Origin of the sequence: Streptomyces racemochromogenes (genome assembly GCF_044129415.1) — a bacterium.
Lineage (GTDB): Bacteria > Actinomycetota > Actinomycetes > Streptomycetales > Streptomycetaceae > Streptomyces > Streptomyces racemochromogenes_A.
Genome location: NZ_JBBDHD010000089.1, coordinates 1 through 13,916, shown reverse-complemented (window position 1 = coordinate 13,916; position 13,916 = coordinate 1). Strand labels below are relative to the sequence as shown.

General features: G+C 71.0%; 13 protein-coding genes. 3 read left to right on the top strand and 10 right to left on the bottom strand.

Annotation, left to right across the window (positions count from 1 at the left end; translation table 11 throughout):
* Positions 1-2: 2 nt before the first annotated feature.
* The 8 genes from nuoH to WDV06_RS26565 are packed head-to-tail and all read right to left on the bottom strand — an operon-like array spanning position 3 to position 8,993.
* A complete protein-coding gene (nuoH, locus tag WDV06_RS26600; protein WP_395512312.1) occupies positions 3-1,388 on the bottom strand; it encodes an NADH-quinone oxidoreductase subunit NuoH in 1,386 nt (461 codons plus the stop codon).
* A complete protein-coding gene (locus WDV06_RS26595; RefSeq protein ID WP_395512311.1) occupies positions 1,385-3,886 on the bottom strand; it encodes an NADH-quinone oxidoreductase subunit G in 2,502 nt (833 codons plus the stop codon). The genes nuoH and WDV06_RS26595 overlap by 4 nt, the downstream gene beginning before the upstream one ends.
* On the bottom strand, positions 3,883-5,247 hold the full coding sequence (nuoF, locus tag WDV06_RS26590) for an NADH-quinone oxidoreductase subunit NuoF (RefSeq protein ID WP_395512310.1): 1,365 nt from the start codon (positions 5,245-5,247) through the stop codon (positions 3,883-3,885). Before nuoF ends, WDV06_RS26595 begins: the two co-directional genes overlap by 4 nt.
* Positions 5,247-6,002, bottom strand: a complete 756-nt coding sequence (gene nuoE / locus WDV06_RS26585; protein WP_395512309.1) for an NADH-quinone oxidoreductase subunit NuoE — start codon at positions 6,000-6,002, stop codon at positions 5,247-5,249. The genes nuoF and nuoE overlap by 1 nt, the downstream gene beginning before the upstream one ends.
* The gene (locus WDV06_RS26580; protein ID WP_395512308.1) at positions 5,999-7,336 is read right to left on the bottom strand and encodes an NADH-quinone oxidoreductase subunit D; all 1,338 of its coding nucleotides are present in this window, start codon (positions 7,334-7,336) and stop codon (positions 5,999-6,001) included. Before WDV06_RS26580 ends, nuoE begins: the two co-directional genes overlap by 4 nt.
* On the bottom strand, positions 7,336-8,049 hold the full coding sequence (locus WDV06_RS26575; protein ID WP_395512327.1) for an NADH-quinone oxidoreductase subunit C: 714 nt from the start codon (positions 8,047-8,049) through the stop codon (positions 7,336-7,338). Before WDV06_RS26575 ends, WDV06_RS26580 begins: the two co-directional genes overlap by 1 nt.
* 14 nt (positions 8,050-8,063) lie before the next feature.
* Positions 8,064-8,618, bottom strand: a complete 555-nt coding sequence (locus WDV06_RS26570; RefSeq protein WP_045946776.1) for a NuoB/complex I 20 kDa subunit family protein — start codon at positions 8,616-8,618, stop codon at positions 8,064-8,066.
* A gap of 15 nt (positions 8,619-8,633) precedes the next feature.
* Positions 8,634-8,993 carry an NADH-quinone oxidoreductase subunit A gene (locus WDV06_RS26565; protein ID WP_045946775.1) on the bottom strand — a complete coding sequence of 120 codons (360 nt, stop codon included), beginning with the start codon at positions 8,991-8,993 and terminating at the stop codon, positions 8,634-8,636.
* A gap of 724 nt (positions 8,994-9,717) precedes the next feature.
* On the opposite strand from WDV06_RS26565, the gene WDV06_RS26560 reads away from it, so the two are divergent.
* A complete protein-coding gene (locus WDV06_RS26560) occupies positions 9,718-10,575 on the top strand; it encodes a C40 family peptidase (protein WP_395512307.1) in 858 nt (285 codons plus the stop codon).
* Between the two features lie 171 nt (positions 10,576-10,746).
* Complete coding sequence (locus tag WDV06_RS26555) at positions 10,747-11,007, top strand: hypothetical protein (protein ID WP_395512306.1); 261 nt, start codon at positions 10,747-10,749, stop codon at positions 11,005-11,007.
* Positions 11,008-11,056: 49 nt separating this feature from the next.
* Here the strand turns inward: WDV06_RS26555 and WDV06_RS26550 are convergent, their stop codons facing one another.
* On the bottom strand, positions 11,057-12,349 hold the full coding sequence (locus tag WDV06_RS26550) for a geranylgeranyl reductase family protein (RefSeq protein ID WP_395512305.1): 1,293 nt from the start codon (positions 12,347-12,349) through the stop codon (positions 11,057-11,059).
* A 98-nt stretch (positions 12,350-12,447) separates the two neighbouring features.
* Between WDV06_RS26550 and WDV06_RS26545 the strand changes: the two genes are divergently transcribed.
* Positions 12,448-12,981, top strand: coding sequence for a GNAT family N-acetyltransferase (locus tag WDV06_RS26545; RefSeq protein WP_395512304.1), 534 nt, complete (start codon positions 12,448-12,450; stop codon positions 12,979-12,981).
* A gap of 80 nt (positions 12,982-13,061) precedes the next feature.
* On the opposite strand, the gene WDV06_RS26540 is transcribed toward WDV06_RS26545, so the two are convergent.
* A partial coding sequence (locus WDV06_RS26540; RefSeq protein WP_395512303.1) for a glutaminase occupies positions 13,062-13,916 on the bottom strand: 855 nt, incomplete at its 5' end.

Below are 13,916 nucleotides of genomic sequence, written 5' to 3'. Positions count from 1 at the left end.
TCTCAACCCTCCTCTCGGTCACTGTCAGTATTCGTCCCGCCACTGACAATCAGCTCCCGCTCGGCGCGGGGCCGCCTGCGCGGTACGGGTGCCAGGTGCTGGCCGGGCTTGGGCGGGACGGGGAAACCGCCCGCCATCGGGTCGAAGGGCTCGGCGGCCGCGGCCTTGCCGGCCTGCTCGGCGGCCGCCTTCTCGCGCTTGTCGCGGAAGAAGTCGGCGACGGAGGTCAGCAGCAGGATGGCCACGACGGCCCCGCCGACGTAGAGCACGATCTCCGAGAAGTCGTAGCGCTCGTTGCGCAGCGCCCGGACGGTGGCGACCAGCATCAGCCAGACCACCGAGACCGGGATCAGCACCTTCCAGCCGAGCTTCATCAGCTGGTCGTAGCGCACACGGGGCAGCGTGCCGCGCAGCCAGATGAAGAAGAACAGCAGCAGCTGCACCTTGATGACGAACCAGAGCATCGGCCACCAGCCGTGGTTCGCGCCCTCCCAGTACGTGGAGATCGGCGCGGGGGCCCGCCAGCCGCCCAGGAAGAGGGTGACCGAGACCGCCGAGACGGTGACCATGTTGACGTACTCGGCGAGCATGAACAGCGCGAACTTGATCGAGGAGTACTCGGTGTTGAAGCCGCCGACGAGGTCGCCCTCGGACTCCGGCATGTCGAACGGGGCGCGGTTGGTCTCGCCGACCATCGTGATCACGTAGATGATGAACGACACCGGCAGCAGCACGATGTACCAGCGGTCCGCCTGCGCCTCCACGATCGCCGAGGTCGACATCGACCCGGAGTAGAGGAAGACCGAGGCGAAGGCCGCGCCCATCGCGATCTCGTACGAGATCATCTGCGCGCAGGAGCGCAGCCCGCCGAGCAGCGGGTAGGTGGAGCCGGAGGACCAGCCCGCCAGGACGATGCCGTAGATGCCGACGGAGGCCACGGCCAGGACGTACAGCATCGCGATGGGCAGGTCGGTCAGCTGCATCGTGGTGCGCTGGCCGAAGATGGAGACCTCGTCGTCGGCCGGTCCGAACGGGATCACCGCGATGGCCATGAACGCCGGGATCGCCGCGATGATCGGGGCCAGGACGTACACCACCTTGTCGGCCCGCTTGACGACCACGTCCTCCTTCAGCATCAGCTTCACGCCGTCGGCGAGCGACTGGAGCATGCCCCAGGGCCCGTGCCGGTTGGGGCCGATGCGCAGTTGCATCCAGGCGACGACCTTGCGCTCCCAGACGATGGAGAACAGCACGGTCACCATCAGGAAGGCGAAGCAGAACACCGCCTTGAGGAGGACGAGCCACCAGACGTCCTTGCCGAACAGGGACAGGTCCTCGGCGGCGAGGACGTGCGGCTGCTGCGCCGCGATGTGGGCGAGGCTGGTCACGCTCGCACCTCCTTGGCGGGGGCTGCCGGGGCCGGCGCCGGTCCGATGCGGACGAGGGTGCCGGGCAGGGCGCCGGTGTCGGCGAGGACGCCGGAGCCGGTGGAGTTCAGGGGGAGCCACACGACCCGGTCGGGCATCTCGGTGATCCGCAGCGGGAGTTCCACCGCGCCGGCGGGGCCGGTGACCGCGAGGAGGTCGCCGTCCTTGACGCCGGTCTCGGCGGCCGTGGCGGCCGAGAGGCGGGCCGCGGCCTCGTGCCGGGTGCCGGCCAGGGCGTCGTCGCCCTCCTGGAGCCGGCCCAGGTCCAGCAGCAGGCGGTGCCCGGCCAGTACGGCCTCGCCCGCGCCGGGCCGGGGCACCGGCGCCGGGTCGGTGGACCGCTCGGGGGCGAGGTCGCCCTCCCACGGGCCGAGCCGCTCCAGCTCCCGGCGGACGGCGTGCACGTCGGGCAGGGCGATCGGCCGGTCGGCGGCGTCGGCCAGCATGTGCAGCACGCGGGCGTCGGCCGGGGCGAGGCGGCGGGTCATCTGGTCGGGCTTGAGGGCGGCCTCGAAGGGGCGGACCCGGCCCTCCCAGTTGATGAACGTGCCCGCCTTCTCCGCGACGGCGGCGACCGGCAGGACCACGTCCGCGTGGTCGGTGACCTCGCCGGGCCGCAGCTCCAGGGAGACCACGAAGGCCTCCTTCAGCGCGGTGCGGGCCCGCTCCGGGTCGGGCAGGTCGCCGACCTCGACGCCCGCGACGAGCAGCGCGCCCAGCTCGCCGGTCGCGGCGGCCTCGACGATCTGGCCGGTGTCGCGCCCGTAGCGGTGCGGCAGCGCCTCCAGCCCCCAGGCGGCGGCGACCTCCCCGCGGGCCCGCGGGTCGGTGGCCGGACGGCCGCCGGGCAGCAGGGACGGCAGCGCGCCCGCCTCGACGGCGCCCCGCTCCCCGGCCCGGCGCGGGATCCACACCAGGCGGGCCCCGGTCGCGGTGGCGGCCCGTACGGCGGCGGTCAGCGCGCCGGGCACCCCGGCGAGCCGCTCCCCGACGACGAGGACGGCCCCGGGCTGCCGCAGTGCCTCGGCGGCTTCGGCGCCGCCCGCCTCCAGGCCGGTGCGGGACGCGAGGGCGTCCAGCCACTCGGGCTCGGTGCCGGGGGCGGCGGCCAGCAGGGTGCCGCCCGCCTTGGTCAGGCCGCGGGTGGCGAACGGCGCGAGCGCGTACGTCCTCTGGCCCCGCTTGCGGTGGGCCTTGCGCAGCCGCAGGAAGACCCCGGGGGCCTCCTCCTCGGCCTCGATGCCGGCCAGCAGGACGGCCGGGGCGGCCTCCAGGGAGGCGTGGGTGACGCCCGTCCCGTCGAGGTCCTTGCCGGTGCCGGCGACGGAGGCGGCCAGGAACTCGGTCTCCTCCGCGCTGTGCACGCGGGCCCGGAAGTCGATGTCGTTGGTGTCGAGCACGACGCGGGCGAACTTGGCGTAGGCGTAGGCGTCCTCGACGGTCAGCCTGCCGCCCGTCAGGACCCCGGCACGGCCGCGTGCGGCGGTGAGCCCGGCGGCCGCGGCCTCCAGGGCCTCGGGCCAGCTCGCCGGGGCGAGGACGCCGTCGGCCCCGCGCACCAGCGGGGTGGTCAGCCGGTCCGGGCGCTGCGCGTAACGGAACGCGAAGCGGCCCTTGTCGCAGATCCACTCCTCGTTGACCTCGGGGTCCTCGGCGGCGAGGCGGCGCAGGACCTTGCCGCGCCGGTGGTCGGTCCGGGTCGCGCAGCCGCCCGCGCAGTGCTCGCACACGCTCGGGGAGGAGACGAGGTCGAAGGGGCGGGAGCGGAACCGGTAGGCGGCCGAGGTGAGGGCGCCGACGGGGCAGATCTGGATGGTGTTGCCGGAGAAGTACGACTCGAAGGGGTCGCCCTCGCCGGTGCCGACCTGCTGGAGCGCGCCGCGCTCGACCAGTTCGATCATCGGGTCGCCGGCGACCTGGTTGGAGAAGCGGGTGCAGCGCGCGCACAGCACGCACCGTTCGCGGTCCAGCAGCACCTGCGTGGAGATCGCGACGGGCTTCTCGTAGGTCCGCTTGCGGCCCTCGAACCGGGACTCGGCGTTGCCGTGGGACATCGCCTGGTTCTGGAGCGGGCACTCGCCGCCCTTGTCGCAGACGGGGCAGTCCAGCGGGTGGTTGATGAGCAGCAGCTCCATCACGCCGCGCTGGGCCTTGTCGGCGGTCTCGGACGTCAGCTGGGTGCGGACGACCATGCCGTCGGTGCAGGTGATGGTGCAGGAGGCCATCGGCTTGCGCTGGCCCTCGACCTCGACGATGCACTGGCGGCAGGCGCCGGCCGGGTCGAGGAGGGGGTGGTCGCAGAAGCGGGGGATCTCGATGCCGAGCTGTTCGGCGGCCCGGATGACGAGGGTCCCCTTGGGCACGGACAGTTCGGCGCCGTCGATGGTCAGCGTGACCAGATCCTGGGCCGGCTTGGCGGCCTCGCCCCCGCCGGCGGGGGCACTGGTGGCGACGGTCATGCGTTCACCTCGGAGTTCTTGGCCGGACCGTCAGCCCAGAGGGTCGACTTCCGCGGGTCGAAGGGGCAGCCCTTTCCGGTGATGTGCTGCTCGTACTCCGCGCGGAAGTACTTCAGCGAGGAGAAGATCGGGCTGGCCGCGCCGTCGCCGAGCGCGCAGAAGGACTTGCCGTTGATGTTGTCGGCGATGTCGTTCAGCTTGTCGAGGTCGGACAGGACGCCCTTGCCGGCCTCGATGTCGCGCAGCAGCTGGACCAGCCAGTAGGTGCCCTCGCGGCAGGGGGTGCACTTGCCGCAGGACTCGTGGGCGTAGAACTCGGTCCACCGGGTGACGGCGCGGACCACGCAGGTGGTCTCGTCGAAGCACTGGAGGGCCTTGGTGCCGAGCATGGAGCCGGCCGCGCCGACGCCCTCGTAGTCGAGCGGGACGTCGAGGTGCTCGTCGGTGAACATGGGGGTGGAGGAGCCGCCGGGGGTCCAGAACTTCAGCCGGTGGCCGGGGCGCATGCCGCCGCTCATGTCGAGGAGCTGGCGCAGGGTGATGCCGAGGGGTGCCTCGTACTGGCCGGGGCCCGCGACGTGTCCGGAGAGGGAGTAGAGGGTGAAGCCGGGGGACTTCTCCGTCCCCATCGCCTTGAACCAGTCCTTGCCCTTGTTCAGGATCGAGGGAACCGAGGCGATGGATTCGACGTTGTTGACGACAGTGGGGCACGCGTAGAGGCCCTCGACCGCGGGGAAGGGGGGACGCAGCCGGGGCTGGCCGCGCCGGCCTTCGAGGGAGTCGAGCAGTGCCGTCTCCTCGCCGCAGATGTACGCGCCCGCGCCCGCGTGCACGGTGATGTCGAGGTTGCGTCCGCTGCCGTCGATGTCCTTGCCGAGGTATCCGGCCGCGTACGCCTCGCGCACGGCCTCGTGCAGCCGCCGCAGTACGGGGACGGTTTCGCCGCGGAGGTAGATGAAGGCGTGCTCCGAGCGGATCGCGTAGCAGGCGATGATCATTCCCTCGATGAGGGAGTGCGGGTTGGCGAAGAGGAGGGGGATGTCCTTGCAGGTTCCCGGCTCCGACTCGTCCGCGTTCACCACCAGGTAGTGCGGCTTGCCGTCGCCCTGGGGGATGAACTGCCACTTCATCCCGGTGGGGAAGCCGGCGCCGCCGCGTCCGCGCAGTCCCGAGTCCTTGACGTAGGCGATCACCTCGTCGGGGGTCATCGCCAGGGCCTTGCGCAGGCCCTCGTAGCCCTCGTGGCGCCGGTAGGTCTCCAGCGTCCACGACTCGGGCTCGTCCCAGAACGCCGACAGGACGGGCGCGAGCAGCTTCTCGGGGCTGGTGCCGTTCTTCTCGATCTCGGTCGACACGGACATCACTCCCCTCCCTCGGTACCGGTCTCGGCGCGCGGGCGGACGACGGGGGCGTGCGGGGATTCGCCGCGGGCGATGCGCAGCCCGATCAGGGAGGCGGGGCCGGCTCCGCCGCTCGCCCCCACCGCTCCCTCGCGCTCGTCGGGGAAGCCCGCCAGGATCCGGGCGGTCTCCTTGTACGTGCACAGCGGCGCGCCCCGGGTCGGCTCGACCGGGCGGCCGGCGCGCAGGTCGTCGACGAGGGCCCGGGCGGACTCGGGGGTCTGGTTGTCGAAGAACTCCCAGTTGACCATCACCACGGGGGCGTAGTCGCAGGCCGCGTTGCACTCGATGTGCTCCAGCGTCACCTTGCCGTCGGGGGTGGTCTCGTTGTTGCCGACCCCCAGGTGCTCCTTGAGCTCGTCGAAGATGGCGTCGCCGCCCATCACCGCGCACAGGGTGTTCGTACAGACGCCGACCTGGTAGTCGCCGGAGGGCCTGCGCCGGTACATCGTGTAGAAGGTGGCGACGGCGGTGACCTCGGCGGTGGTCAGGCCGAGGACCTCGGCGCAGAAGCGGATGCCGGTGCGCGAGACGTAGCCCTCCTCGGACTGCGTCAGGTGCAGCAGCGGCAGCAGCGCGGAGCGGCTGTCGGGGTAGCGGGCGATGATCTCCTGCGCGTCCGCTTCCAGCCGGGCGCGCACCTCGGCGGGGAAGTCGGGGGCGGGGAGCTGCGGCATCCCGAGGCTGATGCCCGTGTTCACTGCATCGGCCGTCATCGGTCGACGCCTCCCATCACGGGGTCGATGGAGGCGACGGCGACGATGACGTCGGCGACCTGGCCGCCCTCGCACATCGCCGCCATGGCCTGCAGGTTGGTGAAGGACGGGTCGCGGAAGTGGACCCGGTAGGGGCGGGTGCCGCCGTCGGAGACCACGTGGACGCCGAGTTCGCCCTTGGGGGACTCGACGGCGGCGTACGCCTGTCCGGCGGGGACGCGGAAGCCCTCGGTCACCAGCTTGAAGTGGTGGATGAGGGCCTCCATGGAGGTGCCCATGATGTTCTTGATGTGGTCGAGGGAGTTGCCGAGGCCGTCGGGGCCCATGGCGAGCTGCGCCGGCCAGGCGATCTTCTTGTCGGCGACCATCACCGGTCCGGGTTCCAGCCGGTCCAGGCACTGTTCGACGATCCGCAGCGACTGGCGCATCTCCTCCAGGCGGATCAGGAACCGTCCGTAGGAGTCGCAGCTCTCGGTGGTGGGGACGTCGAACTCGTAGGTGTCGTAGCCGCAGTAGGGGTCGGTCTTGCGCAGGTCGTGCGGCAGGCCGGCGGAGCGCAGGATCGGTCCTGTGGCGCCGAGGGCCATGCAGCCGGCCAGGTCGAGGTAGCCGACGTCCTGCATGCGGGCCTTGAAGATGGGGTTGCCGGTGGCGAGCTTGTCGTACTCCGGCAGGTTCTTCTTCATCGTCTTGACGAACTCGCGCAGCTGGTCGACCGCGCCGGGGGGCAGGTCCTGGGCGAGGCCGCCGGGGCGGACGAAGGCGTGGTTCATGCGCAGGCCGGTGATCAGCTCGAAAACGTCGAGGATCAGCTCGCGGTCCCGGAAGCCGTAGATCATGATCGTGGTCGCGCCGAGTTCCATGCCGCCGGTGGCGATGCACACCAGGTGGGAGGAGAGCCGGTTGAGCTCCATCAGCAGGACGCGGATCACGGTGGCCCGGTCGGGGACCTGGTCGGTGATGCCGAGGAGCTTCTCGACGCCGAGGCAGTACGCGGTCTCGTTGAAGAACGGCGTCAGGTAGTCCATGCGCGTGACGAAGGTGGTGCCCTGCGTCCAGTTGCGGAATTCGAGGTTCTTCTCGATGCCGGTGTGCAGGTAGCCGATGCCGCAGCGGGCCTCGGTGACCGTCTCGCCGTCGATCTCCAGGATCAGGCGGAGCACCCCGTGGGTGGAGGGGTGCTGCGGGCCCATGTTGACGACGATGCGCTCGTCGTCGGCCTTGGCCGCGGACTGGACGATCTCGTCCCAGTCGCCGCCGGTGACGGTGTAGACGGTGCCCTCGGTGGTCTCGCGGGAGGCCGCGTGGTCCGCGGTGTTGGGGGTGTGGGACATCAGCTGTACGACCTCCGCTGGTCGGGAGCCGGGATCTGGGCGCCCTTGTACTCGATGGGGATGCCGCCGAGCGGGTAGTCCTTGCGCTGCGGGAAGCCCTGCCAGTCGTCCGGCATCATGATCCGCGTGAGGGCCGGGTGGCCGTCGAAGACCAGGCCGAAGAAGTCGTACGCCTCGCGCTCGTGCCAGTCGTTGGTCGGGTAGACGCTCACGAGCGAGGGGACGTGCGGGTCGCCGTCGGGCACCGACACCTCCAGCCGGATGATCCGGCCGTGGGTGAGGGAGCGCAGGTGGTAGACGGCGTGGAGCTCGCGGCCCTTGTCGTCGGGGAAGTGCACACCGGAGACGCCGGTGCACAGCTCGAAGCGCAGCGCCGGGTCGTCGCGGAGGGTGGAGGCCACCCGCAGGAGGTGCTCGCGGGCGATGTGGAGGGTCATCTCGCCCCGGTCGACGACGACCTTCTCGATCGCGTTCCCGGGGAGCAGGTCCTGCTCCTCCAGGGCGCCCTCCAGCTCGTCGGCGACCTCGTCGAAGTAGGAGCCGTACGGGCGCGAGCTCGCGCCGGGCAGGGCCACGGTGCGGACCAGGCCGCCGTAGCCGCTGGTGTCGCCGCCGTTCCTGGCGCCGAACATGCCCTTGCGGACGCCGATCACCTCGGGCCCGGGGACGCCCGCCCGGGGTGCGGGGACGTTGTTGCCGTTGCCGTTCTCCACGGCGGGTTCGTCGCTCACCGCAGGAGCCCCTTCATCTCGATGGTGGGGAGGGCCTTGAGGGCCGCCTCCTCCGCCTCGCGCGCCGCCTCTTCCCGGTTCACGCCGAGCTTGGAGCCCTGGATCTTCTGGTGGAGCTTGAGGATCGCGTCCATGAGCATCTCGGGGCGGGGCGGGCAGCCGGGCAGGTAGATGTCCACCGGGACGATGTGGTCGACGCCCTGGACGATCGCGTAGTTGTTGAACATTCCGCCCGAGGAGGCGCAGACCCCCATGGAGATCACCCACTTCGGGGCGGGCATCTGGTCGTACACCTGCCGCAGCACCGGCGCCATCTTCTGGCTGACCCGGCCCGCGACGATCATCAGGTCGGCCTGGCGCGGGGAGCCGCGGAAGACCTCCATGCCGAAGCGGGCGAGGTCGTAGCGGCCGGCGCCGGTGGTCATCATCTCGATGGCGCAGCACGCGAGGCCGAAGGTGGCCGGGAAGACGGATGCCTTGCGCACCCAGCCCGCGGCCTGTTCGACGGTGGTCAGCAGGAAGCCGCTCGGCAGCTTCTCTTCCAGTCCCATGGAAAACTCAGCCCCTCAGTCCCATTCCAGGCCGCCGCGGCGCCAGACGTATGCGTAGGCGACGAAGACGGTGAGCACGAAGAGCAGCATCTCGACGAGCCCGAAGATCCCCAGGGAGTCGAAGGTGACGGCCCAGGGGTAGAGGAAGACGATCTCGATGTCGAAGACGATGAAGAGCATCGCCGTGAGGTAGTACTTGATGGGGAAGCGACCGCCTCCGGCGGGCATCGGAGTGGGTTCGATGCCGCACTCGTAGGCCTCAAGCTTCGCCCGGTTGTACCGTTTTGGGCCGATCAGCGTGGCCATGACCACGGAGAAGATCGCAAACCCTGCGCCGATGGCGCCGAGCACGAGGATGGGTGCGTAGGCATTCACGCTCCTCGCTCCTTCCAGTCGTCCTTGACCGTTGGTCGCATGTGAGGCAGTTCACAAGCCAGACTGGTGCGCATCTTATGCCCGCCGGTCTGTGATCTGCGACACGGGTAACAACACCGAGTTTGTGATCTCCACCACCTGACGAACGATCATGAAGCCCGATGAGTGGTGATCTTCATACGCAAGGCATCCACAGGATCACCAAACGTGACATCCGCCCTCGTTACCGCAGGTAGAGGCGGCCTTGCACTATCAAAGAATGCGGGCTACAGGCAAATTGGCAGCAGGGCGGTCAGGGTGATATGGGAATCCACTTCCCCCGCCCGGGGGGCGCGGCAATACGGAAGTGGACGGCGGGCCCGGCGCCGGGAGGATGTGCATCCGTTCACGAGCCGCGCGGCCGACGGACCGCACGGCGAGTTCACGGTCGGATCACGGACCGGCCACGGCGCCCTCACGACGGCAGGTGACTGTGACCTGCGACACATCGATCATGGCCGGCAAAAAGGAGGCTTGGCCATCTGTGCGGGTCGATGGTAGGCGGTGGATCAATTCGGACTTATTGCTGAAAGCCCATGATCACAGCGCTGTGAGGGGGTGTCCGATACGTCCGTTACGGCGTCAATAAGGGGCGCGACGCGCCCGGTTGCCCGGCTTTTCCGGCAACTGTGGCGCAGACCACGTTTCTTGAAGGTGACCCTGCACCCCTGATAGCGGTTGTCCCATGTCCCACACCGCTCACATACCCAGCCACCGGAAGCCCCGCCGCAGCGCCTCGAAGCTCGCGGTCCGCGCCGGAGTTGCCGGTGGCGTCCTCAGCACCCTGGCCATGGCCGGCACCGCGAGCGCGTCCCCGTCTACCGAGCCCGTGGCCGAAACGACGCTGGAGATGCCGGTCCTCAGCCTGGACCTCGGCACCGAGGTCTCCAACGCGGTCAACACGGCCGCCGAGAACACCCGCGTCGCCGCCGTCGAGGCCGCCGTCACCGGCGAGCTGAACGCCCAGGAGGAGAGCGCCCGTACGGGTGCCGCCGCCGAGGCGAAGCAGGCGAAGGAAGACGCCCAGAAGGCCGCCGAGCAGAAGGCGAAGCAGGAGGCCGACCGCAAGGCCGAGGCCGAGCGCGCCACCCGCAGCGGCGGCCGCTCCTCCCTCACCAGCGCGTCCGCCTCCGACGACGGCAGCGGTGCCGTCGTCAAGAGCGGCTCCAGCAGCCGCTCCTCCGCCACCGGCTCCGCCGCGGCCATCATCAACTTCGCCTACGCGCAGGTCGGCAAGGCGTACGTCATGGGCGCCACCGGCCCCTCCGCGTACGACTGCTCGGGCCTGGTGCAGGCCGCCTACCGCCAGGCGGGCATCTCCCTGGACCGCACCTCCCAGGACCAGTCCCTGGCCGGCACCTCGGTGTCGCTGAGCAACCTCCAGCCGGGCGACATCCTGTACTGGGGCCCCAAGGGCAGCGCCTACCACGTCGCCATCTACGTCGGCGGCGGCAAGTTCGTCGGCGCGCAGAACCCCAGCACGGGCATCGTCGAGCGCCCGCTGAGCTACGACATGCCGACGGGCGCCGTCCGCGTCCTCTGACCCACCCGGTCCACGCGAGGTCCGGTACTCCCCTGCTCGGGGGCGGAGTACCGGACCTTCGGCATGCCCGGAACACCGCCCGGGGGACGGCCCGTGTGGAACCCGCCGGGGCCCTGCGAAGATAGGCGGCGTACCCGTGCGCCCCCAGCGATCCCCGGAGGTGGTGATCCCGTGAGCGGAACCCCGTGCGACGACCCCGGCGCCGGCGACGACACCGCCCTCCCCGCCGCGCTCGGGCTGGGGCTGCTGTCGGTCGGCGGCTGGATGCTGACCACCGCCCGCCCCTGGCACAAGCCCGGCTCCCCGCTGCTCCTCGGCCTCGGCTGGACCGTCTCCGGCGCCCTCCTCCTGGCCGGTCTCGGCCTCCTGGCCCGCTGCGTCCGCACCGTCCACGGCGCCCCAGGGTCCGTCGAGGAGCCCGCGGACGGCTGAGCCGCCCGCCGGGGACCCGGGGGCGGCTCAGCAGGCGTACGGGCGCGGCTCAGGCCTTCGGGGCCACCTTCGAGAGGCCGTTGATGATGCGGTCCATCGCGTCGCCGCCCGCCGGGTCCGTCAGGTTCGCCAGCATCTTCAGCGTGAAGCGCATCAGTACCGGGTGCGTCAGCCCGCGCTGCGTGGCGATCTTCATGACCTTCGGGTTGCCGATCAGCTTCACGAAGGCGCGGCCCAGCGAGTAGTAGCCGCCGTAGGTCTCCTTCAGGACCTTCGGGTAGTTGTGCAGGGCCAGCTCCCGCTGCGCCGGGGTGGAGCGGGCGTGGGCCTGGACGATGACGTCCGCCGCGATCTGGCCCGACTCCATCGCGTAGGCGATGCCCTCGCCGTTGAACGGGTTGACGAGCCCGCCCGCGTCGCCGACCAGCAGCAGCCCCTTGGTGTAGTGCGGCTGCCGGTTGAAGGCCATCGGCAGGGCCGCGCCGCGGATCGGCTGCGTCATGTTCTCGGGGGTGTAGCCCCAGTCCTCCGGCATGGACGCGCACCAGGCCTTGAGGACCTCGCGCCAGTCCAGCTCCTTGAACGCGGAGGAGGAGTTGAGGATGCCGAGGCCGACGTTGGAGGTGCCGTCGCCCATGCCGAAGATCCAGCCGTAGCCGGGCAGCAGCCGGTCCTGCGGACCGCGCCGGTCCCACAGCTCCAGCCAGGACTCCAGGTAGTCGTCGTCGTGCCGGGGCGAGGTGAAGTACGTGCGCACCGCCACGCCCATCGGGCGGTCCTCGCGCCGGTGCAGGCCCATCGCCAGGGACAGCCGCGAGGAGTTGCCGTCGGCCGCGACCACGAGCGGGGCGTGGAAGGTGACCGGGGTCTTCTCCTCGCCGAGCTTCGCCTGCACGCCGGTGATGTGCCCGGTGCGCGGGTCGCGGATCGGCTCGCCGACGTTGCAGCGCTCGTACAGGCGGGCGCCGGCCTTCTGGGCCTGGCGGGCGAGGGTCTCGTCGAAGTCGTCGCGCTTGCGGACGAGCCCGTAGTCGGGGAAGGAGGCGAGTTCCGGCCAGTCCAGCTGGAGCCGCTGCCCGCCGCCGATGATGCGCAGGCCCTTGTTGCGCAGCCAGCCGGCCTCTTCGGAGATGTCGATGCCCATCGCCACCAGCTGCTTGGTGGCGCGCGGGGTCAGACCGTCACCGCAGACCTTCTCGCGCGGGAACGCCGTCTTCTCCAGCAGCAGGACGTCGAGTCCGGCCTTCGCGAGGTAGTAGGCGGTCGTCGAGCCGGCGGGCCCGGCCCCGACGACGATCACGTCCGCGCGGTGTTCGGAGAGGGGCTCGGTGGGCTCGGTCACTGCGGGGTCTCCCCAAGGCTCGATAAAGGGTGCCCAACGGCACAGGACATGACGCAGTCTATGCAGCGAGAGTGATCGCGATCCGAAGGGCTGCCCCGATGACGACCTCGCCGACGACCCGGCCGCCGCTGCCTGCGGTCCAGCTCCGCGTACCGACCGACGAGGACGCGCGCGCCTGGCACCGCGTCTTCGACGACGCGGACGTGATGGAGTTCCTGGGCGGGCCCGCGGAGCTGTCCGCGTACGAGGAGATCACCGCCCGGCAGCGGATGCACGACGCGCAGCTGGGGTACTGCCTGTGGACCCTGCTGGACGACGCGGGCGAGGTCGTCGGCTTCACCGGCGCGCAGCCGTGGCCGGCGAGCAAGGCGTGGGGGCCGGTGGGGCGGATCGAGATCGGCTGGCGGCTGGGGCGTTCCGCCTGGGGGAAGGGATACGCCCACGCCGCCGCGCTGGCGACGGTGGAGCGGTTGCGGGAGGTCGGCGTCGAACGGGTGTGTGCGGTGATCGACGTGCGCAACGTCCGTTCGGTGGCGGTGGCGGAGCGGCTGGGGATGACGCCGGGTGAGGAGATCGCCGCCCCGGGCGGACGGCGGATCCGGCTCTACGAACTGACCCTCGCCGAGGCGTAGGGGGCTGCCCCCCGGGGGCTCCGCTCCCGGGCCCCGCGTGCCTCGAACTCCCCCGGCTGCCGCCGGGAGGCCCCCTCGGGTCAGAACACGCTCAGGCCCGTCAGGGTCGTGAAGCGGTCCAGGGCGGTCACGCCGGCCACCGAGTTGCCCCGGGCGTCCAGGCCCGGGCTCCATACGGCGACGGTGCAGCGGCCCGGGACGACCGCGATGATGCCCCCGCCGACCCCGCTCTTGCCCGGCAGTCCCACCCGGTAGGCGAACTCCCCCGCCGCGTCGTACGTCCCGCAGGTCATCATCACCGCGTTGATCTGCTTCGCCTCGCTGCGGGTCAGCAGGCGCGAGCCGTCCGAGCGCAGTCCGTGCCGGGCCAGGAAGCGTCCGGCCAGGGCCAGGTCGGCGCAGCTCATCTCGATCGAGCACTGCCAGAAGTAGTGGTCCAGCAGCGCCGGCACGGGGTTGTCGATGTTGCCGTACGAGGCCATGAAGTGCGCCACGGCCGCGTTGCGGTCGCCGTGTTCGTGCTCGGAGGCGGCCACCTCCGGGTCGAAGCCCACGTCCGGGTTGCCGCTCTCCTGCCGCAGGAACTCCAGGAGTTCACTGCTCGCGTCACCCGTCAGGGTCTGGAGCCGGTCGGTGACGACGAGCGCGCCCGCGTTGATGAAGGGGTTGCGCGGGATGCCGTTCTCGTACTCCAGCTGCACGAGGGAGTTGAACGGGTTGCCGGACGGCTCCCGGCCCACCCGCTCCCACAGGCTGTCCCCGCCCTCCGCGAGGGCGAGGGCCAGCGCGAAGACCTTCGTGATCGACTGGGTGGAGAAGGGGACCCGCCAGTCTCCGGTGCCGAAGACGTTGCCGTCGAGGTCGGCCACCTCGTCCTTGACGGGGCGAATCTCGACAAGCTCGGCCCGGGGTTCGAGCGGCTCACCTCGCGCGTG

Bases quoted from the DNA above. Each gene is read 5' to 3' on its own strand.
- WDV06_RS26545 (WP_395512304.1), top strand. From the start codon at position 12,448: ATGACGACCTCGCCGACGACCCGGCCGCCGCTGCCTGCGGTCCAGCTC.
- WDV06_RS26595 (WP_395512311.1), bottom strand. From the start codon at position 3,886: ATGACCGTCGCCACCAGTGCCCCCGCCGGCGGGGGCGAGGCCGCCAAG.
- nuoF (WP_395512310.1), bottom strand. From the start codon at position 5,247: ATGTCCGTGTCGACCGAGATCGAGAAGAACGGCACCAGCCCCGAGAAG.
- WDV06_RS26580 (WP_395512308.1), bottom strand. From the start codon at position 7,336: ATGTCCCACACCCCCAACACCGCGGACCACGCGGCCTCCCGCGAGACC.
- WDV06_RS26560 (WP_395512307.1), top strand. From the start codon at position 9,718: ATGTCCCACACCGCTCACATACCCAGCCACCGGAAGCCCCGCCGCAGC.
- nuoE (WP_395512309.1), bottom strand. From the start codon at position 6,002: ATGACGGCCGATGCAGTGAACACGGGCATCAGCCTCGGGATGCCGCAG.
- WDV06_RS26570 (WP_045946776.1), bottom strand. From the start codon at position 8,618: ATGGGACTGGAAGAGAAGCTGCCGAGCGGCTTCCTGCTGACCACCGTC.